The organism is Streptomyces sp. MNU76, assembly GCF_020982545.1.
GTDB lineage: Bacteria > Actinomycetota > Actinomycetes > Streptomycetales > Streptomycetaceae > Streptomyces.
In genome coordinates this window covers 865374-890252 of record NZ_JAJKLK010000003.1, presented here as the reverse complement: position 1 = coordinate 890252, position 24879 = coordinate 865374, and the positions used below count along the sequence as shown (strand labels likewise).

Below are 24879 nucleotides of genomic sequence, written 5' to 3'. Positions count from 1 at the left end.
CGTCCTGGGAGGCCTGACTGATGAAGAAACGCGCAGCCGCTCTGTGCGGTGCCGCCGCCGTGCTGGCCGGAATGGTCACGGCGGTCCCGGCCGGCGCGAGTGGCGCCCTCGCCGCCGCGCCGACGGCGAAGCTCGCCTGGAAGAAGTGCGCCACAGGCGACTATCCGACGCTCCAGTGCACCACCCTGAAAGTGCCGTTGAACCACGGCGAGCCGGACGGCAGGAAGATCACGCTCGCCCTGTCCCGCGTCCCGCACACCGCGAAGAAGTACCAGGGTCCCCTGGTGGTCAATCCTGGCGGCCCCGGCGGCAGCGGCCGTACCCTGGCCGGATTCGTCGCGTCCTCGCTGCCGAAGAAGGTGGCGGCGCAGTACGACGTCATCGGCTTCGACCCCCGCGGCGTCGGCGCCAGCAAGCCCGCGCTCGACTGCCGGCCCGGACACTTCGGGCCGGTGCGCCCCGACTCCCTGCCGGCCGACGCGCAGACCGAGCGGGCCAACCTCAAGCGCGCCAAGGCCTTCGCCGACGCCTGCGCGAAGAAGTACGCGGACGTGCTGCCGTTCATCGACACGGTCAGCTCGGTCAAGGACATGGACGCCATCCGCGCGGCCCTCGGCGCCAAGAAGATCAACTACTTCGGGTACTCGTACGGCACCTATCTGGGCGCCGTCTACGCCAAGCTGTTCCCGCACCGGGTGCGGCGCGCGGTGCTGGACTCCGTCGTCGACCCGTCGGGCGTCTGGTACGACGACAACCTCCGCCAGGACCACGCGTTCAACGACCGCCACCGGGCGCTGATGGCGTGGATCGCCAAGAACGACAAGACGTACCGGCTCGGCACCGACCCGGAGAAGATCGAGGCCAAGTGGTACGCCATGCGGGCGGCGCTGGCCCGCAAACCCGCGGACGGCAAGGTGGGCCCCTCCGAACTGGAGGACACCTTCATGCCCGGCGGCTACTACGACGGCTACTGGCCCCATCTCGCCGAGGCGTTCGCCGCCTACGCGAAGAACAAGAACGACGACCCGCTGGTCGAGGCCTACGAGAACTTCGGCGCCGCGGACGCGGCCGGTGACAACGGCTACAGCGTCTACACCTCGGTGCAGTGCCGCGACGCGCGCTGGCCGCGCGACTGGGCCGAGTGGCGCGACGACAACTGGACGGCGTACGAGAAGGCGCCCTTCATGACCTGGAACAACGCCTGGTACAACGCGCCCTGCGCGTTCTGGCCGACCGAGGCCCTGGATCCGGTGGACGTCTCCAACACCGAGCTGCCGCCCGTCCTGATCCTCCAGGCGACGGACGACGCCGCGACCCCGTACGAGGGCGGGGTCGCCACGCACCAGCTGCTGCGGAACTCCAGCCTGGTGGTCGAGCAGGGCGGCGGGAACCACGGCATCTCACTCAGCGGCAACACCTGTCTGGACAAGCACCTGGCGGCGTACCTGACCGACGGCAGGGTGCCGCGCGGCACGGGCGAGGTCGACGCCGTCTGCGCGAAGCTCCCCGACCCCAAGCCCCTGAGCAAGCGGGCCGCGTCCGCCTCGTCCCGGGGCTCGACGCTGCACGGCCTGCTGGGCTTCCGCGGCTGAGCCCCGGCCGTGGGAGGCCCACCGAAAACCACGGGACTCCCACGGCCGCCGGGCCTAGGGTGCCGCCATGAACGACACCCACCATGACCTGCGGATCCGCGAGATGACCCTCACCGACTGCCGTCCCGTGGCGGAGATACGGGTGGCGGGCTGGCGGACGGCGTACGCCGGGCTCGTGCCCCAGTCGTACCTCGACGCGATGCGGGTGACCGAGGACGCGGAACGACGGCGCGAGCTGCTCCTGAAGCCCGGCAACCCGGTGGTGAACCTGGTCGCCGAGCGGGCCGGCGAAATCGTCGGCTGGGCGGCGTACGGCCCCTACCGCGACGGCGAAGTCCGCACCGGGGACGCCGAGTTGTACGCGCTCTACGTCCACCCCGGGCACTGGGGCGGCGGGGTCGGCGCGGCGCTCCTGTGTACGTCCGCCGAACGCTGCGCGGCCGCCGGCCACGACCGGATGCTCCTGTGGGTGCTGAAGGACAACGTCAGGGCCCGCCGCTTCTACGAACACCACGGCTTCACGCCGGACGGCACGGAGGAACCCTTCGAGGTGGAGGGGGTGGAAGTTCCCGAGGTTCGTTACACACGACCCCGCTGAGGGGCGCGGGGAACTGCGCGATCAGCCCCCACCGGCCCGCAGCTGAACCACGGCCCTGAAAAGTGGCCCCCAAAGCGGAGCGCTACCGCTGGCGGGGGATTCGCGTCAGCGCCCGCACCGCCGCCTCCGCGAGCCTCGGATGGGCGAGGGCGTCCTTCAGGACGGGCTCGGCCCTGCTGTCCCCCAACGCCCCCAGCCCCTCCACACAGGCCAGCGCCACCCGGCGGTAGGGGTCGTGCGGACCGAGGCGGCGCCGGAGCGTGGTGATCAGCGCCGGCACCGCCTCGGGCGCCCGGAGCTCGACGAGCAACCGCACGGGGTGCAGGGCATAGGCGACCCGGAGTTCGTTCGTCGCGAGGGCGGCGGCCGCACGCGCGGTGCGCGGGTCGCCGAGCCGGGCCAGCGCGTACGCGGCGGAGGCGCACCGCGGCGGATCGCGGTGATTGAGGAGCAGGACCAGCGCCTCGAAGGCCCGGCGGTCCCCCGCCACCCCCAGCCTGAACGCCGCCAACTCCCGCGCCCACAGCGGCTTCCCGGCTTCGGTGAGCACCGCCGCCAGCTCGTCCGTGGACTCGGTCGTGACGAGCCGCTCCCATTCCGCCGAGCCTCCCGACTCGCCCCGCACACGCTCCGTGAGTGATCGCAACTCCTCGTCCATGCGACCGAGCGTACGGGCGTGAACGCGCTTCGCGAACACCCTTCGGGACGTACGTCACAAACACGAGGGCTGGCGCGCTCGTTACCCACCGGTTAAGCTCAGACGAGCGAGTTACCCACTCGTGTTCGCTCTCGACGGTTTGGTGACGCAGCCGTCGTGAGCACAGTCGGTTCGGTACCCGGAGTTTCGATGTCCGCGTACCAGTACGGCTCGGCCTCGGGACAGGGCCGGTCGGTTCAGCCGTTCCCCGGGCGTGTGCACGCCCCGCGGCGACGGCACCGGGCGTGTGCGTTCATCAGCCCGGCATCACCAACACCCGCGCCCCACGCGCCGCTTGCGCGCTCTTCGCGTATCCGCGGCGCTTCCCTCAGTCGTCACCCTCATTCCTGGAGTCCCGCGATGGCCACTCCCCTTTCCGACTCGTCGCTGTCCCCCCTGTCTGCGCAATCCCCGTTCCAGACGATCGCCGTGGTCGGTCTCGGCACCATGGGCACCGGTATCGCCGAGGTGCTGACCCGGGCCGGCCGCGAGGTCGTCGGCATCGACATCAGCGAGGCCGCCGGCGCGCGTGCCGTCGCGGCCCTGGAGGCCGCGACCGAGCGCGCCGTGACCCGTGGGCGGATCACCGAGCGGGAGCGCGGTGACGCCCTCGCCCGCTTCCGCACCTTCACCGACCTCCAGGCCGCGGCCGACGCCGACCTGGTGATCGAGGTGGTCCCGGAGTCGTACGAGATCAAGCAGCAGGTCTTCCGTGAACTCGACGCGATCGTGCGGCCGGAGGCCGTGCTCGCCACCGGCACCAACGCCCTGTCGGTGACCCGGCTGGCGGCGGAGTCGGCGCGTCCGGAGCGTGTCCTCGGTCTGCACTTCTTCAACCCGGCGCCCGCCATGAAGCTGGTCGAGGTCGTCTCCTCGGTGCTGACCGCGCCGCAGGCCGTCGCGGCCGTCACGGATCTCGCCCTCGACCTGGGCAAGGAGCCGGTCGCGGTCGGCGACCGGCCCGGTTTCGTCGCCGACGGGCTGCTGTTCGGGTACCTCAACCAGGCCGCCGCGATGTACGAGGCCAAGTATGCCTCCCGCGAGGACATCGACGCGGCCATGCGGCTCGGCTGCGGGCTGCCGATGGGCCCCCTGGCGCTGCTGGACCTCATCGGCGTCGACACCGCGCGCACGGTCCTGGAGGCCATGTACGCGGCCTCGCACGACCGGCTGCACGCACCGGCGCCCATCCTCCGCCAGCTCAGCGAGGCGGGCCTGACCGGCCGCAAGTCTGGGCGCGGCTTCTACTCCTACGAGGCGCCCGGCTCCGCCACGGTCGTGCCGGACGCGCTGACGCCGCGGGACGGGGTCGCCACGGTCGCCGGGCGCACCGTCCGCTCGGTCGGTGTCGCGGGCTCCGGCACCATGGCGTCCGGGATCGCCGAGGTGTTCGCGAAGGCCGGGTACGAGGTCGTGCTCGCCGCCCGCAGCGAGGAGAAGGCGCAGGCCGCGAAGGCGCGGATCGGCAAGTCGCTGGCCCGCTCCGTCGACAAGGGGCGTATGACGGTCGAGGCCGCCGCCGAGACCCTGGACCGGATCACTCCGGCCGGCTCCTACGACGCCTTCGCCGATGTCGATCTGGCGCTGGAGGCGGTGGCCGAGGACCTGGAGGTCAAGCGGCAGCTGTTCGCGACCTTCGACAAGGTCTGCAAGCCGGGCGCGATCCTCGCCACCACCACCTCCTCGCTGCCGGTCGTCGCCTGCGCCCGCGCCACCTCACGTCCGCAGGACGTGATCGGGATGCACTTCTTCAACCCGGCGCCGGCGATGAAGCTGGTCGAGGTGGTCCGTACGGTGCTGACGGCCGACGACGTGCACGCCACGGTCCGCGAGCTGTGCGCGAAGGTCCGCAAGCACCCGGTGGACTGCGGCGACCGGGCCGGGTTCATCGTGAACGCGCTGCTGTTCCCGTACCTGAACAACGCGATCAAGATGGTGCAGGAGCACTACGCGACGCTGGACGACATCGACGCGGCCATGAAGCTGGGCGGCGGCTACCCGATGGGCCCGTTCGAGCTGTTGGACGTGGTCGGGCTGGATGTCTCGCTGGCCATCGAGAAGGTGCTGCACCGCGAGTTCCGTGACCCGGGACTGGCTCCGGCGCCGCTGCTGGAGCACCTGGTGGCCGCGGGCTGCCTCGGCCGCAAGACGGGCCGCGGCTTCCGCGAACATGCCAAGCGCTGACGGGACGGGCGACGAGCTCGGCACGGCCGGGGGCCCCGCGTCCTCGCCGTCGCCCCGCCGGGCGGGCCCGGCGACGACGGACCGGGCGTCCCCGGCGCCGACCGGCGCGCCGTCGGACGGGCCGACGACAAGGACCGGGCCGGGGCGCCGCCCGGCGGAGCCCGGACCGGGGCCTCGGCCGACGGCTGCAAACCGTCCCGGAACGCCGGCGGCCGGCACAGGCCCTCCCGCACCGTCGGCGGTAGGCACAGGCCGTGCTTAAAAGTCGGCGGTCGGTCCGAGCCGTTCCGTCGGTCCGGCGGCCGAGGCGGACTGGGGCGGTCTGCTCGGCCCGGGCAGCCGCCCCTCGGCGTCCCGGTCCGCCGTCTCCGCGCCCGGCCCCTCCCCGCCGACCTGGTCCCGCCCCGGTCCCGGCCGGGCGGAACGATGGCCGCTCACGCGCACTCTCCTGCACGGATGCAGTACGTTCGGGGCATGTCCCAGCCCGCCAAGTCCTCACGTACACCAGCTGCGCCCGACGCTCCGGAGAGCGCCGCGGGAAGTCGTGCCGCCGCCCAACGCCTGAAGATGCGCAGGGAACTGGCGGCCGCGGCCATGGAGCTGTTCTCGACCAAGGGGTACGAGGCGACCACCGTCGACGAGATCGCGGCGGCGGCCGGGGTCGCCCGCCGCACCTTCTTCCGCCACTTCCGCTCCAAGGAAGAGGCGATCTTCCCGGACCACGACGACACCCTGATCCGCGCCGAGGCGGTGCTCAACGCGGCGCCCCCGCACGAGCATCCGCTCGACACGGTGTGCCGCGGGATCAAGGAGGTCATGAAGATGTACGCGGCCCGGCCGGAGATCTCGGTCGCCCGCTACAAGCTGACCCGTGAGGTCCCCACCCTCCGGGAGGCGGAGATCGCCTCCGTGGCCCGCTACGAGCGCCTCTTCACCCGCTATCTGCTGGGCCACTTCGACGAGCACGCCCACCACGACGCCGGCAACGACGACCCGCTGCTCGCCGAGGTGGCCGCGTCCGCCGTGGTCACCGCGCACAACCACGTGCTGCGGCGGTGGCTCAGATCCGGCGGACAGGGCGACGTCGAGACCCAGCTCGACCACGCCTTCGCCATCGTCCGCAAGACCTTCGGCACGGGCATCGGCGCGGGCCGCACCCTGGCGCCCGAGCCGGCCGCCGCGACGACGTCCACGCACGGCGAGGTCCTGGTGACCGTCGCCCGCACCGACGCCCCGCTGGACGAGGTCATGCGGACCATCGAAGAGGCGCTCCGCGACCGCTGATCCGTCCTGGAACCGCGCTCGAAACCTCGATCTACTCAACGGTAACTGTGAGAACGGCCACCCCACGGGGTGGCCGTTTTGGCACGTCAGAGCACCTTTTCCACGCTCGCTTGATCGATCATCGCTCAGGTGTTACGTAAAGATTTCACCTGAGCGAACTTTCTGGCACTCGGTGCCTTGCGGGGTGACACGGCGTGCCATACGTTGAAGGAGTCCGGGCGGCCGGAGTGCGGATGAACCCCGTACGCCGGCTGTCCCCGCAGACCTCGGTCCGCGCGCCCGGACGCCTGCGTCACAGGCAACCCTCCGCGCCACACACAGCGCCGCCGAAGCACCACCTCCGCCGAACCGACGGCATCACCACCCAGCAGCAGCACCCGACGTAACCCTCAACAGCGTCTTCCCGCGAGGACGCTCGTCGCCGGAGGCACCACCGTGAAGGACATCCTGGACGCGATCCAGTCGCCGGACTCCACGTCCGCCGACTTCGCCGCTCTGCCGCTCCCCGAGTCGTACCGCGCGATCACCGTGCACAAGGACGAGACGGAGATGTTCGCGGGCATGACGACCCGCGAGAAGGACCCGCGCAAGTCGATCCATCTGGACGAGGTCCCGGTGCCCGAGCTCGGCCCGGGCGAGGCACTGGTGGCCGTCATGGCCTCCTCGGTCAACTACAACTCCGTGTGGACCTCGATCTTCGAGCCGCTGTCCACCTTCGGGTTCCTGGAGCGCTACGGCCGCACCAGCGAGCTGGCCAAGCGTCACGACCTGCCGTACCACATCATCGGCTCCGACCTCGCGGGCGTCGTGCTGCGCACCGGCCCCGGAGTCAACTCCTGGAAGCCCGGTGACGAGGTCGTCGCGCACTGCCTCTCCGTCGAGCTGGAGTCCTCCGACGGCCACAACGACACGATGCTCGACCCCGAGCAGCGGATCTGGGGCTTCGAGACCAACTTCGGCGGCCTCGCCGAGATCGCGCTCGTCAAGTCCAACCAGCTGATGCCGAAGCCCGACCACCTCAGCTGGGAGGAGGCCGCCGCACCGGGTCTGGTGAATTCCACCGCGTACCGGCAGCTGGTCTCCCGCAACGGCGCCGCCATGAAGCAGGGCGACAACGTGCTGATCTGGGGCGCCAGCGGCGGACTCGGCTCCTACGCCACGCAGTTCGCGCTGGCCGGCGGCGCCAACCCGATCTGTGTCGTCTCCAGCGAGCAGAAGGCCGACATCTGCCGGGCCATGGGCGCCGACGCGATCATCGACCGCAACGCCGAGGGCTACAAGTTCTGGAAGGACGAGCAGACCCAGGACCCCAAGGAGTGGAAGCGCTTCGGCAAGCGCATCCGCGAGCTGACCGGCGGCGAGGACATCGACATCGTCTTCGAGCACCCGGGCCGCGAGACCTTCGGCGCGAGCGTCTTCGTCACCCGCAAGGGCGGCACCATCACCACCTGCGCCTCCACCTCGGGTTACATGCACGAGTACGACAACCGCTACCTGTGGATGTCGCTGAAGCGGATCATCGGCTCCCACTTCGCGAACTACCGCGAGGCCTGGGAGGCCAACCGCCTGATCGCCAAGGGCAAGATCCACCCGACGCTGTCGAAGGTCTACTCCCTGGAGGAGACCGGGCAGGCCGCGTACGACGTGCACCGCAACCTCCACCAGGGCAAGGTCGGCGTCCTCGCGCTCGCCCCCGAGGAGGGCCTCGGTGTGCGCGACCACGCCAAGCGCGCCCAGCACATCGACGCCATCAACCGCTTCCGGAACATCTGAGGTCCACGATGAGCGAGCGTCAGCCCGCCGAGGGCAGGCAAGCCAAGGACCGGCCGTGGCTCATGCGCACGTACGCCGGCCACTCCACGGCCGAGGCGTCCAACGAGCTGTACCGGCGCAACCTCGCCAAGGGGCAGACGGGTCTGTCGGTCGCCTTCGACCTGCCGACCCAGACCGGCTACGACTCCGACCACATCCTCGCCCGCGGCGAGGTCGGCCGGGTCGGCGTCCCGGTGGCCCATCTCGGTGACATGCGCAGGCTGTTCCAGGACATCCCCCTGGAGCAGATGAACACCTCGATGACCATCAACGCCACCGCCATGTGGCTGCTGGCGCTCTACCAGGTCGTCGCCGAGGAGCAGGGCGCGGACATCACCCGGCTCCAGGGCACGACCCAGAACGACATCGTCAAGGAGTACCTGTCGCGGGGCACCCATGTGTTCCCGCCGGGACCCTCGCTCCGGCTGACGACGGACATGATCGCGTACACGGTCTCCCACATCCCGAAGTGGAACCCGATCAACATCTGCAGCTACCACCTGCAGGAGGCCGGGGCCACGCCGGTGCAGGAGATCGCGTACGCGATGTCCACGGCGATCGCGGTCCTCGACGCCGTGCGCGACTCCGGCCAGGTGCCCGAGGAGCGCATGGGTGATGTCGTCGCTCGCATCTCCTTCTTCGTGAACGCGGGTGTCCGCTTCGTCGAGGAGATGTGCAAGATGCGCGCCTTCGGCCGCATCTGGGACCGGATCACCCGTGAGCGGTACGGCATCGAGAACCCCAAGCAGCGGCGCTTCCGGTACGGCGTCCAGGTCAACTCCCTCGGGCTGACCGAGGCGCAGCCGGAGAACAACGTCCAGCGGATCGTGCTGGAGATGCTGGCCGTGACGCTCTCCAAGGACGCGCGGGCCAGGGCGGTGCAGCTGCCGGCCTGGAACGAGGCACTGGGCCTGCCCCGGCCCTGGGACCAGCAGTGGTCGCTGCGCATCCAGCAGGTGCTGGCGCACGAGAGCGACCTGCTGGAGTACGAGGACATCTTCGAGGGCTCCCATGTCATCGAGGCGAAGGTGGCCGAGCTGGTCGAGGCGTCCTTCGCCGAGATCGAGCGGATCCAGGAGATGGGCGGCGCGATGGCCGCCGTCGAGTCCGGCTACCTGAAGTCGCAGCTGGTCTCCTCGCACGCCGAGCGCCGGGCCCGGATCGAGTCCGGCGAGGAGAAGATCGTCGGCGTCAACATCTACGAGTCGACGGAGCCGAACCCGCTGACCGCCGACCTGGACGCGGCGATCCAGACGGTCGACCCGGCGGTCGAGGCGCGGGTGATCGAGTCGCTCCGGAACTGGCGCGACACCCGTTACCAGCCACCCTTCAACCACCCGCGCCCGTGCAAGGCGCTGGAGCGGCTGAAGGAGGCCGCGAAGGGCACCGACAACCTCATGGAGGCCACCCTGGAGTGCGCCCGCGCCGGGGTCACGACCGGCGAATGGGCCGGGGCCCTGCGCGAGGTGTTCGGCGAGTTCCGGGCGCCGACCGGTGTCTCGTCGGCTCCGGTGGCCGTCTCCGCCGAGGAGGGCTCGGCCATGGCGGAGGTCCGCCGCAAGGTGGAGCTGACGGCGAAGGACCTGGGCGTCGGCAAGCTCCGCTTCCTGGTCGGCAAGCCGGGTCTGGACGGGCACTCCAACGGGGCCGAGCAGATCGCCGTGCGGGCCCGTGACGCGGGCTTCGAGGTGGTCTACCAGGGCATCCGGCTCACCCCGGAGCAGATCGTGGACGCGTCCCTCGCCGAGGACGTGCACGCGGTCGGGCTCTCCATCCTCTCCGGCTCGCACGCCCAGCTCGTCCCGGACGTGCTGGAGCGGCTGCGGGAGGCGGGGGCCGGCGACATCCCGGTGATCGCCGGCGGGATCATCCCGAACGCCGACGCGGACCGGCTCAGGGCCGCCGGAGTGGCCGCCGTGTTCACCCCGAAGGACTTCGACATCACCGGGATCATCGGCCGTATCGTCGACGAGATCCGCAAGGCCAACAAGCTCGACCCCCTGGAGGTCCCCGCATGACCGTCAACCGTCTGCGTCCGCGCCGCTCGTGCCTCGCGGTCCCCGGAAGCAACCCCCGCTTCCTGGAGAAGGCGCAGGGGCTCCCGGCGGACCAGGTCTTCCTCGACCTGGAGGACGCCTGCGCCCCCCTCGCCAAGCCCGAGGCGCGGCACACCATCGTCAAGTTCCTGAACGAGGGCGACTGGACCGGCAAGACGCGGGTCGTGCGGGTCAACGACTGGACGACGGAGTGGACGTACCGCGATGTCGTGACCGTCGTGGAGGGTGCCGGGCAGAACCTCGACTGCATCATGCTGCCGAAGGTGCAGACGGCCCAGCAGGTCGTCGCCCTCGACCTCCTGCTGACGCAGATCGAGAAGACCATGGGCTTCGAGGTCGGCAGGATCGGCATCGAGGCGCAGATCGAGAACGCGCAGGGCCTGAACAACGTCAACGAGATCGCGACGGCCTCCCCGCGCGTGGAGACGATCATCTTCGGCCCGGCCGACTTCATGGCCTCCATCAACATGAAGACGCTGGTCGTGGGCGAGCAGCCGCCCGGCTACCCGGCGGACGCCTACCACTACATCCTGATGAAGATCCTGATGGCCGCCCGCGCCAACGACCTCCAGGCGATCGACGGCCCCTACCTGCAGATCCGCAACGTCGACGGCTACCGCGAGGTCGCCCAGCGCGCCGCCGCCCTCGGCTTCGACGGCAAGTGGGTGCTGCACCCCGGTCAGGTCGAGGCGTCGAACGAGATCTTCTCGCCCTCGCAGGAGGACTACGACCACGCCGAGCTGATCCTGGACGCGTACGACTACTACACCTCCGAGGCGGGCGGCAAGAAGGGCTCGGCGATGCTCGGCGACGAGATGATCGACGAGGCCAGCCGCAAGATGGCACTGGTCATCTCCGGCAAGGGACGCGCCGCCGGCATGCAGCGCACCAGCAAGTTCGAGATCCCGGAGGCGTGAGGCCATGCAGTTCGGACGCACCTACGAGGAGTTCGAGGTCGGGGCGACGTACAAGCACTGGCCGGGCAAGACGGTCACGGAGTACGACGACCACCTGTTCTGTCTCCTCACCATGAACCACCACCCGCTCCACATGGACACGAACTATGCGGAGAAGACGACGGACTTCGGCAAGAACGTCGTCGTCGGGAACTACATCTACTCGCTGCTGCTGGGCCTGTCCGTGCCGGACGTCTCCGGCAAGGCGATCGCCAACCTGGAGATCGAGTCGCTGCGGCACGTGGCGCCGACCTTCCACGGCGACACGATCTACGGCCAGACGACCGTGCTCGACAAGTGGCCGTCGAAGTCGAAGAACGACCGCGGCATCGTGTACGTGGAGACCAAGGGCTACAAGCAGGACGGCACGCTGGTCTGTGTCTTCCGTCGCAAGGTCATGGTGCCCACCGAGACCTACATCAAGGAGCGCGGCGGCGAGCAGCCGGGCCGCCCCGAGCTCAGGGAGCAGGAGAAGTAGCCATGGCACGACTCGCCCAGACCCACGGCCTCACGGACGTCCAGCGGGAGATCCTCTCCACCGTCCGTGACTTCGTGGACAAGGAGATCATCCCGGTCGCGACCGAGCTGGAGCACCGGGACGAGTACCCGCAGCAGATCGTCGACGGGCTCAAGGAGCTGGGCCTGTTCGGCCTGATGATCCCCGAGGAGTACGGCGGTCTGGGCGAGTCCCTCCTCACGTACGCGCTGTGCGTGGAGGAGATCGCCCGGGGCTGGATGTCCGTGTCCGGGATCATCAACACGCACTTCATCGTGGCGTACATGCTCAAGCAGCACGGCACGCAGGAGCAGAAGGACCACTTCCTGCCGAGGATGGCGGCCGGTGACGTCCGCGGCGCCTTCTCGATGTCGGAGCCGGGGCTCGGTTCCGATGTGTCGGCGATCACATCGAAGGCGGTCAAGGACGGCGACGAGTATGTCCTGAACGGTCAGAAGATGTGGCTGACGAACGGCGGAACGTCAACACTGGTCGCCGTTCTCGTCCGAAGTGACGAAGGACACCCCGAGGGCACGGCGCCCCACAAGTCGATGACGACCTTCCTCGTCGAGAAGGAGCCCGGCTTCGGAGAGGTCCGCCCGGGCCTCACCATTCCCGGGAAGATCGACAAGATGGGCTACAAGGGCGTCGACACGACCGAGCTCATCATGGACGGACTGCGCATTCCGGCCAATCGTGTACTCGGCGGCACCACCGGCCGGGGGTTTTACCAAATGATGGACGGCGTCGAGGTCGGCCGGGTGAATGTGGCCGCACGTGGCTGCGGTGTCGCTCAGCGTGCATTCGAACTCGGTGTCCAGTACGCCCAGCAGCGCCACACTTTCGGCAAGCAGATCGCCCAGCACCAGGCGATCCAGTTCAAGCTGGCCGAGATGGCTACCAAGGTCGAGGCCGCGCATGCCATGATGGTCAACGCAGCACGCAAAAAGGACTCGGGCGAACGAAACGACCTCGAAGCAGGGATGGCGAAGTACCTCGCCTCCGAATACTGCAAGGAAGTCGTCGAGGACGCTTTCCGGATCCACGGCGGTTACGGCTTCTCCAAGGAGTACGAGATCGAGCGTCTCTACCGCGAGGCGCCGATGCTGCTGATCGGCGAAGGTACCGCCGAAATCCAGAAAATGATCATCGGTCGTCGGCTGCTCGAAGAGTATCGATTCCAGGGCTAGTACGCGGTTGGTCCGGGGTCGGATGTCTGGTTCGGGGTGTTTTCTTCGAGAAGAAGATCACACCCCGTCAGTACTCTTCGGCCGTCGACTCGGCTTCCTGGCTTGCCCAGTTGCGGTCCGCGACCGGTACGATCCCGTGAAAGCCGCCGTCCCCAGTCACCGCGCGGCATCATCCGCTACGAAGGTCATCCATGCCCCACAGCCAAACCTCTGCACCACGCGACAGCCTGGCAGGCGTACGTCTTGCGCGCGGAGCATCGCCGTGGCTTCTCCCGACCGTCGCCACCGCAGCACTCAGCCTCGCCCGTTCGCGCCGCTCCGGCGCTGCCCGGGCCGTGGCCGTACCCGCCACCGCGCTGGCGGCGGGCATGCTGTGGTTCTTCCGCGACCCCGAGCGTGAGATCGCCCAGGGCCGGGTCATCTCGCCCGCCGACGGAGTGGTGCAGAGCATCATGCCGTGGAAGGACGGCCGCACCCGCGTCGCGATCTTCATGAGCCCGCTCAACGTCCACGTCAACCGCGCGCCGCTCTCCGGCACGGTGACGTCCGTGGAGCACATCCCGGGTGGGTTCGTACCGGCGTTCAACAAGGAGAGCGAGAACAACGAGCGCGTCGTCTGGCACTTCGACACCGAACTCGGTGACATCGAGATGATCCAGATCGCCGGCGCCGTGGCTCGCCGTATCGTTCCATACATCCCCGAGGGCACCAAGGTCGAGCAGGGTGACCGGATCGGGCTGATCCGCTTCGGTTCCCGCGTCGACATCTACCTGCCCGAGGGTGTGGAGATCGACGTCGAGGTGGGCCAGAAGACCGTGGCTGGGGTGACTCGCATTGACCGTGATTGATCCGGAGACCCAACCCGGCCAGACGGCCGCGACGGGCTGGGTGCCCGAAGTCGACGAGGTGGAGGACGACGCGGAGGAGATGCCGCTGTCGCTCCGCCTGTCGATAGCGGACACGCTCACCCTCGGCAACGCCACGTGCGGCTTCATGGCGGTGTACTTCACCACCACGGGCATCCTGATCCCGCACCTCACCGGTAGCCAGGAGTCGGGCATGGCCCGGCACAGCGCGGCCACGGCCGTGATCCTGATGCTGTGCGCGGCGATCTTCGACCTGTTCGACGGGCTGGTGGCGCGCAAGCTCCGCTCCTCGCCGATGGGCGCGGAGCTGGACAACCTCTCCGACCTCATCAGCTTCGGCCTCGCGCCGGCGTACTTCGTCCTCGTCTACGGCATGGTCGCGGACGACGCGCACCAGCGGGTGGCGGCGGTGGGGGCGATCGTCGTGCTGCTGGCCGTGGTGCTGAGGCTCGCGAGATTCTCCTGCGTGACGGTGAAGGACGGCACCTTCCAGGGCATGCCGTCGCCGTTCGGCGCGCTGACGGTCATCTCGATCGTGCTGCTGGAGCTGCCCTTCGTGGCGACACTCCTGGCCATCGTCGGTGTCGCCTGGCTGATGGTGAGCCGCGTCGAGTACCCGAAGCCGCGGGGTCCCCTCGCGGGCGCGGTGCTCACCTGGATCGTCCTCGCGATGGGCCTCCTGGCGGCCTGGGCCTTCGACGCCCCCGGCGGCCAGCTCCTCCTCCAGACCGGCTGCGCGCTGCAGCTCGTCATGGGCGCGGTCATCCCGCTGTTCGCCACGGCCCGCCGGGTGAACAACTTCCGCGACAACCGGCGCGAGGCACGGGCGACCCAGCTGCCCTGACGCTCCGCTCCAGCACTGAGGGGTGTGGCCCGAGCCGATACGGCTCGGGCCACACCCGTTTCGCGTTCAAGGGCGTCGGGGTTTGCCCTTGAGGGGTCAACTACCTCGTGTGGGGCTCCAGTTGCTGGGGGTGAGGAAGAGGCGGACGGTGGAAAGGGGGGATTTCACATCAGTTGACCCCTTTCGAGCGTCAAGCGTCAGGAGAAGAGCATGACCTCGTACGAACTCGAAGAGCACAGGGTGAGGCACGTCTCGAAGATCCCGGCGAACGAGGACATCGAGGTGCAGCTGCCCGTCCGGGAGTACGACGGCACCCACGGGCACAACCGCGAGCCGGTGCTGATGCTGCACGGCAGGAGCGTGCCGGCACTCCCCGGCTTCGACCTCGCACCGGTGCCCGGCGACAACCCGATCCGGTACAGCTGGGCACAGGAACTGGCGAAGGCCGGGTTCGACGTCTTCATCATGGACCTCCAGGGTTCCGGACGGTCACCCCGCCCGATGATGGACGTGCCGTGCAACGCCAATCCCGCCCAGCAGGCGCCCGTGCTCGTCCCCAACCCCTGCCGGAACCGTGCACTCCGCCACCCCCGTACCCCTACCAGCTGGGCAACTCGGAGAGCGAATGGGCCGAGGTGAAGAGGGTCGTCGACTTCATCAGGAGCCGTCCCGACGCGGACAAGCCGATCCACTTCGTGGGCTGGTCCGCGGCCGCGTTCGTGATGGGCCCCTACGCGCTCCAGAACCCCGACGACGTCAGGAGCCTCTTCCTGCTCGCCCCGATGTTCCCGCCGAAGGGGCGCTGGTCGGAGCAGGTCGACGAACCCTTCGGGCGTCCGGCCGAGGCCGCGCAGCTGCCTCGGCCCGGTTTCCCGATGCACGTCGCCAGCAAGTCGGGGTTCAAGGCCTCGCTGAGCGGTCCCGCCGCCCTCTGGGAGCCCGGCATCGACGAGCTGGCGTGGGAGGCCTGTATGCGGGACGACCACGAAGGCAGCAAGTGGGGCCGTAGGGTGAACGGCGGCGAGCCGGAGGGCGTCCTGCGGTACCGCAACACCTACTGGTGGGGCTGGAACAACCACACCGTGCCGCTCATGCACCAGAACAAGTACGTCCTCGGTGGCCGTGTACCCGTGCTCATCCTCTACGGACAGAACGACCGGACGGCCAACACTCCGACGCCGATGCCGGACGATCTGAACTTCTCCGTGCCGGCCCTGTACAAGGCCATCGCGGGGTCGAAGAAGCTGATGTTCTGCTTCGAGGGTTCGGGCCACTCCCTCGTCTGGGAGACCACTGCCGAGGCCATCCACCGCTTCTCGAAGCACTGGCTCAAGAACGGCAAGGTCGAGGGCCTCGGCAGCGGCAGCTACTTCAGGGAACTGGACGGCAATCTGATCCCGATGCTCTAGCCGTCAGGTCAGGAAGTCCCGGCCGATCCCCTCGGCCACCCGTTCCAGGATCGGCCCCGGATCCGCCAGACACCGCTCCACGTCCGGCTCGGCCTCCGTCAGGGGGTACGCCCTGCGGATGCCGGCCCGGCCCAGGGCCTCCGGTGGCAGGGCCAGGCGTCCGCAGACCGCCACGACCTCCTTGCCGGCGGCGCGGGCGGCCGCCGCGACCCCCGCCGGGGCCTTGCCGTGCAGGGTCTGCTCGTCGAGGGAGCCCTCGCCGGTGATGACGAGCGTGGCCTTCGACAGCGCCGCCGCGAAGCCCAGCACGTCGAGCATCACCTCGATGCCGGGCCGGAAGCGGGCACCGAGGACGAGGGCGCCGTAGCCGATGCCGCCCGCGGCGCCCGCGCCCGGGGCGAGGGCGTGCTCGGCGGCGCGCGGCCCGACCGTCTTCTCCAGGACGGCCGCGAAGTGCGTCAGGGCCGCGTCCAGCGTCGCCACGTCCTCGGGGCTCGCGCCCTTCTGCGGGCCGTACACGGCCGGGGCGCCCTTCGGCCCCGTCAGCGGGTTGTCGACGTCGCTCGCCAGGACGAGGTCGACCGACGTGAGCCGCTCGTCGAGGCCCGACAGGTCCGCCGTCACCAGGTCGCGCAGGCCTCCGCCGCCGGGCCCGACGGGCTCCCCCGCCGCGTCCAGGAAGCGCGCCCCGAGCGCGGCCAGCATGCCGGCGCCGCCGTCCGTCGTGGCGCTGCCGCCGACACCGAACACGATCGTGCGGGCGCCCGCGTCGAGCGCGGCGCGCAAGAGCTCCCCGGAGCCGTACGTGGAGGCCGTGAGCGGTGCGAAGACCCCGGCGGGGAGCCGTTGCAGGCCGCTCGCCTCGGCCATCTCCACGACAGCCGTGTCAGCGCGCAGCGCGTAGGCGGCGGTGACGGGCTCACCGAGCGGCCCCGCGACCCGTACCTCGCGGCGCTCGAAACCGGCCGCGACCGCCGCGGCCACCGTGCCGTCGCCGCCGTCGGCGACCGGCAGCGCCTCGACCTCCAGGTCGGGCAGGACCCGGCGCAGGCCCGCCGTGACCCGCTCGGCGACCTGGACGGCCGTCAGCGTGCCCTTGAACTTGTCCGCGGCGATCAGCACCCGCGGGACGGCCGTGCCCGTGCCGTCGGCCGTGCCCGTGCCTGTGTCGCCAGGCATGTCCCTGTCGCCGGACGTGTCGATCCCGTCCATCGCGGCGTTCGCCACCTTGCGTTCCCCTCGCTCGTCGGGCCTTGCGCACGTCAAGGCAGTCGCGCCGCTGTGACCCTAACCGCCCCGGCCCCGGTACGTCATGCCCCGTCCCGCCCACCGAACACCGTCCGCCGTCCACCGAAGACCGTCCGCCGGACACCGCCGGCGGACACCGCGCGAGCCCCGCCGGGCCTGCGTGCGCGGAATCGGGCGGAATCGGGTAGACCTTCGGACATGACGCCCACGACCACCACCTCCCTCGCGCCCCCGGTCGGCGCCGAGCTCGCCGACCGTGTGCTCGGGGGCTGGCTGGGCCGGATCGCGGGGAACATGCTCGGGAAGCCGGTGGAGCAGGGGGAGGTGTGGACACGGGCGCGCATCGACCGCTATCTACGGCTGGCCGGTGCCCTGCCGCTCACCGACTACCTCCCGGAACCGCCCACCGAGAGCGACGGGCTCGCGCTGCGGCCGGAGTGGCGCGAGTGCGTGCGCGGGCGGATCCACGGCAGCTGCCGCGACGACGACGTGGACTACGCGATCCTCGGGCTGCACCTGCTGGAGACGCACGGCTTCGATTTCAGCACCGAGCAGCTCGGTGACCTGTGGCTGCTGCGGCTGCCGTATCTCCAGACGTTCACGGCGGAGCGGGTGGCGTACCGGAACCTCGCGAACGGGCTGAAGCCGCCGCTGACGGCGACCTACGACAACCCGTACCAGGAGTGGATCGGCGCCCTGATCCGCGCCGACGTCTTCGGCTGGACCTCCCCCGGCCTGCCCCGGCGTGCTGCCTCGCTGGCCCGGCGCGACGCGGTGCTGTCGCACACCGGCAACGGCGTGTACGGGTCGATGTGGGCGGCGGCGCTGATCGCGGCGGCGTTCACGGCGACGGGGGCGCGGGCCGCGCTGGACGAGGCGCTGGCGGTGGTCCCGGCGAGCAGCCGGCTGGCGCGGACGGTGCGGCGGGTCGTGTCGCTGTACGAGGCCGGACTGGCCTGGGAGGAGACGCTCACGACGGTGGGCGAGGAGACGTCCGGGCTCGGCTGGATCCACGTGGTGCCGAACGCCGCCGTGCTCACGGCCGGGCTGCTCTACGGCGAGGGCGACTTCACCCGCACCCTCGCGCTGACCGTCCGAGGCGGCCTGGACACCGACTCCAACGGGGCCACCGCCGGGTCGGTGGCGGGTGTGCTGTGCGGGGCGGCGGCGATCCCGGAGCGCTGGAAGGACCCGTTGGAGGACACCGTACGCAGCGCCGTGTTCGGCTTCGACGGGGTGCGCATCAGCGAACTCGCGGAGCGCACGGTGCGGTTGGCCGGGGCCTTCGGCCCCTGAGCGCCGGTCCTTCCGCTCCCCGAGCGCCGATTTCCCGCCGTCGCGGGCCGTCTACCCTGGGCGGATGACCACTCAGGACTTCGCCGCGTACATCGCGAGCCTGCCCCGTGTCCTCGCCGGTGCCGCCGCGATCTTCCGTGACGCCGAGGGGCGCGTGCTGCTCGTCGAGCCCAACTACCGTGAGGGATGGGCGCTTCCGGGCGGGACGATCGAGTCGGACGACGGCGAGGGCCCGCGGCAGGGGGCACGGCGCGAGACCCTGGAGGAGATCGGGCTGGACGTCGAGCCGGGGCGGTTGCTCGCCGTGGACTGGGTGCGCGGGGCGGGCCGGCCGCCGCTGGTGGCGTACGTGTACGACGGCGGGGTGCTGGACGAGGACGATCTGAAGCGGATCCGGTTGCAGGAGGGGGAGCTGCTGTCGTGGCGGCTCGTCCCGCGCGCCGAACTCCCCGGGTACCTCCTGGGACCGCTCGGCCGACGGGTGCTGGCCGCCCTGGACGCGCTGACGGAGGGCACGGGGGCGGTCGAGCTGGAGAACGGCGAGCGGGTGGCCTGAACCGTCGAGGACCGGCCACCGCGGTGTCGCTCGGTCACCGTCCGCCGTTGACAGGAGTCAGCTGACGTCACGTCAACACGCCTTGTACAGAACGTGAAGTGGGTGAACCTTCCACTTAATAGAAGTTTAAAGCGCTGGCTGAAAACGCTGCCCGCTCGTCACTCCAGCCTCTAGGCTGACGTCAGCCCCGTCCGAGCGATCGCGCCTCGTCGCCCCGCTCGGTGGCCGGGGCAGCACTCGGGACACCCGTGACCGGCGGCCCGGGCGCGGCCGTGGCGCCGGGAGATCCGGAGCCTTTGGGGGAACGGTCACCGGGAGCCGCCCGGGGCAGTCGGTCTTCCCCCACCTGCGGGCCGTTTCTCGCCCGTCCTCACCGAACAGGCAGCTGAGGTCATGGAACCACTGGGCTCAGACGATCCCGAGGAGCTAGGTCCCTACCGTCTCGTGGCACGGCTCGGCGCAGGAGGGATGGGGCGGGTCTATCTGGCGCGCTCCCCGCAGGGGCGGACCGTCGCGGTCAAGGCCATCCGGCCCGAGCTGATGGGAGACAAGAACTTCCGTATCCGCTTCCGCCGCGAGGTGGAGGCGGCGGGGGCGGTCGGCGGCAGATACACCGCGCCCGTGGTGGACGCCGACCCCGAGGCCCCCACCCCTGGCTGGCCACCGACTACATCGCCGGGCCCACCCTGGCCGAGGCGGTCGCCGCGCACGGGCCCCTGCCGGTGGAGTCGGTGCTCGTGCTGGGCGCCGGCATCGCCGAGGCCCTGATCTCGGTGCAGGCGGCCGGACTGGTGCACCGCGACCTGAAGCCCTCCAACGTGCTGCTCGCCGCCGACGGTCCGCGCGTGATCGACTTCGGCATCGTCCGGGCGAGCGACGGCTACGACCTCACCCGCTCCGGCGCGCTCTTCGGCTCCTTCGAGTACATGTGCCCCGAGCAGGCCACGGGCGAGCCGCTGGGCCCCGAGGGGGACGTCTTCTCGCTGGGCTCGGTGCTCACGTTCGCCGCGTCCGGGCACGCCCCGTTCAGCGGCAGCGCCGCGGCCACGCTCCTCTACCAGGTGGTGCACAGCGCACCGGATCTGACCGGAGTACCCGAGCCTCTCGACAAGATCATCAACCTCTGTCTCACCAAGGACCCACGGCTGCGGATCACCCCGGACAAGCTGGCCGCCGCCTGCGCGCCCGGCGGTGTGGAGCAACTGGCGGACGACGGCTGGCTGCCTCCGTCGGTGGCCTCCTCGGTCGCCCTCCGCGCGGCGGCGGTGCAGACCCTGGAGACCGGGCCGAACGGCCCGGTCGCCTACCGCTCCACCGAGACCGAACGGGAGCGGGCCGCGTACGACTTCCAGCAGGAACGTCACGCCTATGCACCGCGACCCGATCGGGCGGTGTACGACACGCGGCGGGAGCGGGCCGCGTACGACTTCGAGCGGGACGAGGCGCCCGGCGTCGCGGACACCGCGTCGACGTACGCGTCCGGCGGCTCCGGCGGCCTGTACGACGGCTCCGGGGACCGGGCGGCCGAGGTGCCGTCGGCCGACGGGGACGGCGGGCACAGCGGGGCCGTCGACGGCGCGGGCCGGACCGGCCGCGAGCCCTCGGCCCCAGCCGCGGCCGTCGACGGCGCGGAGCCCGGTGCCGCTCCCGAGGAGCCCGAGCCGTACCGCGCCACCGGGCACCGCCGTGCCGTACCGCGCCCGGGTCCGTCGCGGCGCACCGTCCTCACCCTGTCGGCGGGTTCCGCCGCGGCCGCGGTCGGCGCCGGCCTGGTGCTCAGCCGCCGGGAGAAGCCGACGGTACCGTCCGCGGAGCCCGCGGGCCCGGCGCCGAAGCCGCTGTGGACCTACCGGAGCGGGCCGCTGCTCCAGGCGCCCGCCACCTTCAAGGACGGCACGGCCCTGGTGAAGACCCGCCCGGGTGACCTGGTCTGTCTGGACCTCAAGGACGGCACCCGGCCCAAGTGGGTCTACGAGGGCATCAGCCAGTCGCCCACCCCGGCCGTGCTGGCCTTCGACGCCGCGGTCGCGCTCGGTGAGGGCGCGACGGTGATCGGGGTCGACCCGGTCGACGGAACGGAGCGTTTCACCATCGACTTCGGGCCGGACTTCCGCTTCACCACCCTGCTCGGCGCCACCGACGACCGTGCCGTCTCCATCATCGGCGTGCGGCTCCGGCGCGAGTCCGTCGAGCAGGGCGTGGCGACGTCCACGGAGACGGTGTTCGGGGTGGATTTCGCGGCCCGCCGCGCCGAGGTCATCCCCATCAGCCCGGAGGACGTCGGCATCAAGCTGGCGCCGGTCATCCTCCCCGGCTACTTCGTCTACGCCGACGGACTGCGCAACGTCACGGTCCGGGACACCGACAGCTCCGGCGTCCTGTGGCGGCATCCGGTCGGCTACGACCTGCGGCCGGGGCTCGCCGTCGTCAACCGCACGGTGTTCGCCGTCGGCCAGGAACTCAAGGCCCTGGACCTCAACGACGGCAGACTCCGCTGGCGGGTGAAGCCCGAGCGCGGCATGTTCGCCTCCCTCGGCGGCTACGGCAACACCGTCTACGTCACCGGCACGGACCCCGCCGGCGTGTACGCGTTCAACGCCGGTACCGGCACCCGCCGTTGGTTCTGCCCCACCCCGCGCCTCAACATCGACCAGCCGATCACGGCGGGCCCCGAAGCGGTCTACGTCCCCGCCTACAAGAACAAGAACGGCTTCTACGCGATCGGCGCCGACAAGGGCCGGCTGCTGTGGAACTTCACGGACGGCCTGGAGACCGGCGTGAACGACTGGCAGCTCGCCTGCGACCACAGCGGTGTCCTGGTCGCCCAGCACTACGACCGCACATACGGCCTGCCCGCCCCCTGACCCGCCACGCCACGCCTGTATCCGCTCGCCCAGGCCACGGGGCCCACCTACGCTCGCCCCATGAACAAGCCCCTCGTCGCCCTCCTCAGTGGCGCAGGCATCTCCACCGACTCCGGCATCCCCGACTACCGGGGCCCCAACGGGCTGTGGCGGCGCGATCCGGAGGCCGAGAAGCTGGTGACGTACGAGTACTACATGGGTGACCCGGAGATCCGCCGGCGTTCGTGGCAGATGCGGCGGCGGAACCGGACACTCCAGGCCGATCCGAACGTGGCGCACCGGGCGGTGGCGGAGCTGGAGCAGTCCGGGGTGCCGGTGCGGGTGATCACACAGAACGTGGACGGGCTGCACCAGCTGGCCGGGATGCCCGCCCGCAAGGTCCTGGAACTGCACGGCTCCGTGCGGTCCGTGGTGTGCGTCGGCTGCCACGCCCGGATGCCGATGGAGGACGCGCTCGCCCGGGTCGAGGCCGGTGAGGACGACCCGCCGTGCCTGAAGTGCGGGGGCGTGCTGAAGTCCGCCACCGTCATGTTCGGCGAGCGCCTCGACCCGGTGGTCCTCGGCGAGGCCGTCGCGATCAGCAAGGCCTGCCAGATCTTCATCGCCGTCGGCAGCAGCCTCCAGGTACAGCCCGCCGCCGGGCTCGCGGGCGTCGCCGCCGACCACGGGGCCCGTCTGATCATCGTCAACGCCGAGCCGACCCCGTACGACGAGCGGGCGGACGAGATCGTACGGGAGCCGATCGGAACGGCGTTGCCGGAGGTGCTGCGAGGCATCCGCGAGGCGAGCGACTGAGGGACCCGTGGGCCCGGCCCCTCAGAAGAGGGCCGCGCCCCGTTCGAAGTCCAGCAGGCGCTGCTTGCGCTCCGTGCCGCCGCCGTATCCGGTGAGGCTGCCGTCGGAGCCGACCACACGATGGCAGGGGACGATGATGCCCACGGGGTTCTTGCCGTTGGCCAGACCGACCGCGCGGGACGCCTTGGGATTGCCCAGGGCGCCCGCGAGTTCGCCGTACGAACGGGTCTCGCCGTAGGGGATCCGGGCGAGCTGCTCCCAGACCTGGCGTTGGAACGGGGTCCCCCGCAGCCGGAGTTCGAGGGTGAACACCTTCAACTCACCCGCGAAATAGGCCTCCAGCTGTTCCCGTGGTTCGGCGAAGGCCGTGTCGTCGCGTGCGCCGAAGCTCTCCTGCGGCGGGCGATGGCGTTGTTCGGTCATGTAGAGGCCGCACAGGGCACCGTCGTCGGCGACGAGGGTCAGGGGGCCGTAGGGGCTGTCGACGACGGTGTGCCGCTTCTGCTGCTGCATGAACTGTCCTCTACAGGAAGAAAGTTGATGGGGTGGCTGTCCGTCGCCCAGAGGTACTGGACCGCGTACGCCCGCCACGGCCGCCAGGCCTCGGCCCGGGCGGCGAGGGCCGCCGGGGTGGCCGGCAGGCCCAACTCCCGTGCCGCACGCCGGATGCCGAGGTCCCCGGCGAGGAAGGCGTCCGGGTCACCGAGCGCGCGCATGGCGATGACCTCGACGGTCCAGGGACCGAAACCGGGCAGCGCGAGGAGCCGGTCACGGGTCTCGGCCCAGTCGCTGTCGACGCCCAGGTGCAGTGTTCCGTCGGCGAGTTGCCCGACCAGGGTGGTGAAGGTGGTCCGTCGGGTGCGCGGCATCGCGAGGGTCTCGGGATCGACGGCCGCCAGCGACTCGGGGGACGGGAAGAGATGGGTCAGGCCCCCTTCCGGGTCGTCGACAGGTTCACCGTGCGCGACCACCAGCCGGGCCGCGTGGGTCCGGGCGGCGGCCGTGGAGACCTGCTGGCCGAGCACCGCCCGTACGGCGAACTCGGCCTCGTCGACGGTCCGTGGCACCCGGCGCCCCGGCGCCTTGTCCACCAGCGGCGCGAGTACGGGATCGGTGCGCAGTTGCTCGTCGACGGCGACCGGGTCGGCGTCCAGATCGAGCATGCGGCGACAGCGGCTGATGGCGACGGGCAGGTCCCGCAGATCGCCGAGGGAGAGCCGGCAGGCGATGTGGTCGGGCTCCGGCGTGAGGGCGACGACGCCGTGACCGTACGGCAGCCGGAGCGTGCGCCGGTACGCGCCGTCGCGCCACTCCTCCACCCCGGGTACGGCGGTCGCGGCGAGGTGTCCGAAGAGGTTGTCGGGGTTGAGCGGGGCCCTGAACGGCAGCCGGAGGCTCAACGCCCCTGATGTGCCCGCGGAGTCGGAGCGCTGCCGGGCCGACCGCGTCGCCCGCTCGCGCAGGGCGCCGGGCGCCAGCGCGAAGACCTCCCGGACGGTGTCGTTGAACGTCCGGATCGACCCGAACCCGGCGGCGAACGCGATCTCCGCCATCGGCAGCGCGGTCGTCTCGATCAGCAGCCGCGCGGTCTGCGCCCGCTGCGCCCGGGCGAGGGCCAGCGGGCCCGCGCCCAGCTCGGCCAGCAGCTGCCGCTCGACCTGCCGGGCGCTGTAGCCGAGCCGCCGTGCCAGTCCCGGCACGCCCTCCCGGTCCACGACGCCGTCCCCGACCAGCCGCATCGCCCGCGCCACGAGGTCCGCCCGCTGGTCCCACTCCGGTGACCCCGGGCTCGTGTCCGGCCGGCACCGCTTGCAGGCCCGGAACCCGGCCTGCTGACAGGCCGCCGCACTCGGGTAGAAGGTCATGTTCTCCGCCTTGGGCGGTACCACCGGGCAGCTGGGCCGGCAGTAGATCCGCGTGGTCACCACCGCCGTGAAGAACCATCCGTCGAACCGCGCGTCCTTCGACCGCACGGCCCGCACACATCGTTCCGTATCCGCGTACATCCCGTTCCGCATGACTCAAGCATCGGGGAGGGAGAGGGGGCAGGGCTGGCGGAAATCCGACATCGGCGTGGGGTGACCTGCGACCTCCGGAAGCCCATGCCGCCCTCAAGGGCACGGGGAACTGCGCCA

22 protein-coding genes are annotated in these 24879 nt (G+C 70.8%); 17 read left to right on the top strand and 5 right to left on the bottom strand.

What is annotated here, in order from left to right; genetic code table 11:
• The first annotated feature begins 20 nt into the window (after positions 1-20).
• Positions 21-1592: an alpha/beta hydrolase gene (locus E4N62_RS10290; protein ID WP_230213615.1), complete on the top strand. Its 1572-nt coding sequence runs from the start codon at positions 21-23 to the stop codon at positions 1590-1592.
• Between the two features lie 67 nt (positions 1593-1659).
• Positions 1660-2190: a GNAT family N-acetyltransferase gene (locus E4N62_RS10285; RefSeq protein ID WP_230213614.1), complete on the top strand. Its 531-nt coding sequence runs from the start codon at positions 1660-1662 to the stop codon at positions 2188-2190.
• 82 nt (positions 2191-2272) lie between these two features.
• Here the strand turns inward: E4N62_RS10285 and E4N62_RS10280 are convergent, their stop codons facing one another.
• Positions 2273-2848 carry an adenylosuccinate lyase gene (locus E4N62_RS10280; RefSeq protein WP_184901415.1) on the bottom strand — a complete coding sequence of 192 codons (576 nt, stop codon included), beginning with the start codon at positions 2846-2848 and terminating at the stop codon, positions 2273-2275.
• 399 nt (positions 2849-3247) lie between these two features.
• Here E4N62_RS10280 and E4N62_RS10275 point away from each other — a divergent pair, with 399 nt between their 5' ends.
• The gene (locus tag E4N62_RS10275) at positions 3248-5071 is read left to right on the top strand and encodes a 3-hydroxyacyl-CoA dehydrogenase family protein (RefSeq protein ID WP_230213613.1); all 1824 of its coding nucleotides are present in this window, start codon (positions 3248-3250) and stop codon (positions 5069-5071) included.
• Positions 5072-5329: 258 nt separating this feature from the next.
• Here the strand turns inward: E4N62_RS10275 and E4N62_RS10270 are convergent, their stop codons facing one another.
• The gene (locus E4N62_RS10270; RefSeq protein ID WP_230213612.1) at positions 5330-5509 is read right to left on the bottom strand and encodes a hypothetical protein; all 180 of its coding nucleotides are present in this window, start codon (positions 5507-5509) and stop codon (positions 5330-5332) included.
• Between the two features lie 36 nt (positions 5510-5545).
• Here E4N62_RS10270 and E4N62_RS10265 point away from each other — a divergent pair, with 36 nt between their 5' ends.
• The 10 genes from E4N62_RS10265 (at position 5546) to E4N62_RS48635 (ending at position 15985) form a co-directional block, all read left to right on the top strand.
• Entirely contained in the window at positions 5546-6355 is an 810-nt protein-coding gene (locus E4N62_RS10265; protein WP_230213611.1) for a TetR family transcriptional regulator, read from the top strand.
• Positions 6356-6790: 435 nt separating this feature from the next.
• A complete protein-coding gene (gene ccrA / locus E4N62_RS10260; RefSeq protein ID WP_184901410.1) occupies positions 6791-8128 on the top strand; it encodes a crotonyl-CoA carboxylase/reductase in 1338 nt (445 codons plus the stop codon).
• A gap of 8 nt (positions 8129-8136) precedes the next feature.
• Complete coding sequence (locus tag E4N62_RS10255) at positions 8137-10185, top strand: protein meaA (RefSeq protein ID WP_230213610.1); 2049 nt, start codon at positions 8137-8139, stop codon at positions 10183-10185.
• A complete protein-coding gene (locus E4N62_RS10250; RefSeq protein ID WP_230213609.1) occupies positions 10182-11141 on the top strand; it encodes a CoA ester lyase in 960 nt (319 codons plus the stop codon). Before E4N62_RS10255 ends, E4N62_RS10250 begins: the two co-directional genes overlap by 4 nt.
• 4 nt (positions 11142-11145) lie before the next feature.
• Positions 11146-11658, top strand: coding sequence for a MaoC family dehydratase (locus E4N62_RS10245; protein ID WP_230213608.1), 513 nt, complete (start codon positions 11146-11148; stop codon positions 11656-11658).
• A gap of 2 nt (positions 11659-11660) precedes the next feature.
• The gene (locus E4N62_RS10240; RefSeq protein ID WP_184901404.1) at positions 11661-12866 is read left to right on the top strand and encodes an acyl-CoA dehydrogenase family protein; all 1206 of its coding nucleotides are present in this window, start codon (positions 11661-11663) and stop codon (positions 12864-12866) included.
• A 191-nt stretch (positions 12867-13057) separates the two neighbouring features.
• Positions 13058-13714 carry a phosphatidylserine decarboxylase gene (locus E4N62_RS10235; RefSeq protein WP_078531507.1) on the top strand — a complete coding sequence of 219 codons (657 nt, stop codon included), beginning with the start codon at positions 13058-13060 and terminating at the stop codon, positions 13712-13714.
• Between the two features lie 40 nt (positions 13715-13754).
• Entirely contained in the window at positions 13755-14576 is an 822-nt protein-coding gene (gene pssA / locus E4N62_RS10230; protein WP_184903917.1) for a CDP-diacylglycerol--serine O-phosphatidyltransferase, read from the top strand.
• A 210-nt stretch (positions 14577-14786) separates the two neighbouring features.
• A complete protein-coding gene (locus E4N62_RS48640; protein ID WP_308184889.1) occupies positions 14787-15215 on the top strand; it encodes a hypothetical protein in 429 nt (142 codons plus the stop codon).
• Positions 15212-15985: an alpha/beta hydrolase gene (locus E4N62_RS48635; RefSeq protein WP_308184888.1), complete on the top strand. Its 774-nt coding sequence runs from the start codon at positions 15212-15214 to the stop codon at positions 15983-15985. The genes E4N62_RS48640 and E4N62_RS48635 overlap by 4 nt, the downstream gene beginning before the upstream one ends.
• 3 nt (positions 15986-15988) lie before the next feature.
• On the opposite strand, the gene E4N62_RS10220 is transcribed toward E4N62_RS48635, so the two are convergent.
• Positions 15989-17107 (bottom strand): glycerate kinase, encoded by a 1119-nt coding sequence (locus E4N62_RS10220; protein WP_230214079.1) that lies wholly within the window; start codon positions 17105-17107, stop codon positions 15989-15991.
• Positions 17108-17431: 324 nt separating this feature from the next.
• Here E4N62_RS10220 and E4N62_RS10215 point away from each other — a divergent pair, with 324 nt between their 5' ends.
• From E4N62_RS10215 to E4N62_RS10200, 4 genes are all read left to right on the top strand, one after another.
• Positions 17432-18529, top strand: a complete 1098-nt coding sequence (locus E4N62_RS10215) for an ADP-ribosylglycohydrolase family protein (RefSeq protein WP_230213607.1) — start codon at positions 17432-17434, stop codon at positions 18527-18529.
• Positions 18530-18593: 64 nt separating this feature from the next.
• Positions 18594-19085 carry an NUDIX hydrolase gene (locus E4N62_RS10210; protein WP_230213606.1) on the top strand — a complete coding sequence of 164 codons (492 nt, stop codon included), beginning with the start codon at positions 18594-18596 and terminating at the stop codon, positions 19083-19085.
• Positions 19086-19693: 608 nt separating this feature from the next.
• The gene (locus E4N62_RS10205) at positions 19694-21949 is read left to right on the top strand and encodes a PQQ-binding-like beta-propeller repeat protein (protein WP_308184947.1); all 2256 of its coding nucleotides are present in this window, start codon (positions 19694-19696) and stop codon (positions 21947-21949) included.
• Positions 21950-22009: 60 nt separating this feature from the next.
• Positions 22010-22744: a Sir2 family NAD-dependent protein deacetylase gene (locus tag E4N62_RS10200; RefSeq protein ID WP_230213605.1), complete on the top strand. Its 735-nt coding sequence runs from the start codon at positions 22010-22012 to the stop codon at positions 22742-22744.
• 21 nt (positions 22745-22765) lie between these two features.
• Here the strand turns inward: E4N62_RS10200 and E4N62_RS10195 are convergent, their stop codons facing one another.
• Together E4N62_RS10195 and E4N62_RS10190 are read right to left on the bottom strand one after the other, a co-directional pair.
• Positions 22766-23257, bottom strand: a complete 492-nt coding sequence (locus E4N62_RS10195; protein WP_184901392.1) for a methylated-DNA--[protein]-cysteine S-methyltransferase — start codon at positions 23255-23257, stop codon at positions 22766-22768.
• The gene (locus tag E4N62_RS10190; RefSeq protein ID WP_308184887.1) at positions 23206-24762 is read right to left on the bottom strand and encodes an AlkA N-terminal domain-containing protein; all 1557 of its coding nucleotides are present in this window, start codon (positions 24760-24762) and stop codon (positions 23206-23208) included. The genes E4N62_RS10195 and E4N62_RS10190 overlap by 52 nt, the downstream gene beginning before the upstream one ends.
• Positions 24763-24879: the final 117 nt, after the last annotated feature.

Excerpts from the sequence above, each read along its gene's own strand:
- E4N62_RS10280 (WP_184901415.1), bottom strand. The coding sequence starts at position 2,848 with ATGGACGAGGAGTTGCGATCACTCACGGAGCGTGTGCGGGGCGAGTCG.
- E4N62_RS10245 (WP_230213608.1), top strand. The coding sequence starts at position 11,146 with ATGCAGTTCGGACGCACCTACGAGGAGTTCGAGGTCGGGGCGACGTAC.
- E4N62_RS10290 (WP_230213615.1), top strand. The coding sequence starts at position 21 with ATGAAGAAACGCGCAGCCGCTCTGTGCGGTGCCGCCGCCGTGCTGGCC.
- E4N62_RS10200 (WP_230213605.1), top strand. The coding sequence starts at position 22,010 with ATGAACAAGCCCCTCGTCGCCCTCCTCAGTGGCGCAGGCATCTCCACC.
- E4N62_RS10265 (WP_230213611.1), top strand. The coding sequence starts at position 5,546 with ATGTCCCAGCCCGCCAAGTCCTCACGTACACCAGCTGCGCCCGACGCT.
- E4N62_RS10250 (WP_230213609.1), top strand. The coding sequence starts at position 10,182 with ATGACCGTCAACCGTCTGCGTCCGCGCCGCTCGTGCCTCGCGGTCCCC.
- E4N62_RS10240 (WP_184901404.1), top strand. The coding sequence starts at position 11,661 with ATGGCACGACTCGCCCAGACCCACGGCCTCACGGACGTCCAGCGGGAG.
- E4N62_RS10235 (WP_078531507.1), top strand. The coding sequence starts at position 13,058 with ATGCCCCACAGCCAAACCTCTGCACCACGCGACAGCCTGGCAGGCGTA.
- E4N62_RS10255 (WP_230213610.1), top strand. The coding sequence starts at position 8,137 with ATGAGCGAGCGTCAGCCCGCCGAGGGCAGGCAAGCCAAGGACCGGCCG.
- E4N62_RS10195 (WP_184901392.1), bottom strand. The coding sequence starts at position 23,257 with ATGCAGCAGCAGAAGCGGCACACCGTCGTCGACAGCCCCTACGGCCCC.
- E4N62_RS10215 (WP_230213607.1), top strand. The coding sequence starts at position 17,432 with ATGACGCCCACGACCACCACCTCCCTCGCGCCCCCGGTCGGCGCCGAG.
- E4N62_RS10275 (WP_230213613.1), top strand. The coding sequence starts at position 3,248 with ATGGCCACTCCCCTTTCCGACTCGTCGCTGTCCCCCCTGTCTGCGCAA.
- E4N62_RS10190 (WP_308184887.1), bottom strand. The coding sequence starts at position 24,762 with ATGCGGAACGGGATGTACGCGGATACGGAACGATGTGTGCGGGCCGTG.
- E4N62_RS10210 (WP_230213606.1), top strand. The coding sequence starts at position 18,594 with ATGACCACTCAGGACTTCGCCGCGTACATCGCGAGCCTGCCCCGTGTC.
- E4N62_RS48640 (WP_308184889.1), top strand. The coding sequence starts at position 14,787 with ATGACCTCGTACGAACTCGAAGAGCACAGGGTGAGGCACGTCTCGAAG.
- E4N62_RS10285 (WP_230213614.1), top strand. The coding sequence starts at position 1,660 with ATGAACGACACCCACCATGACCTGCGGATCCGCGAGATGACCCTCACC.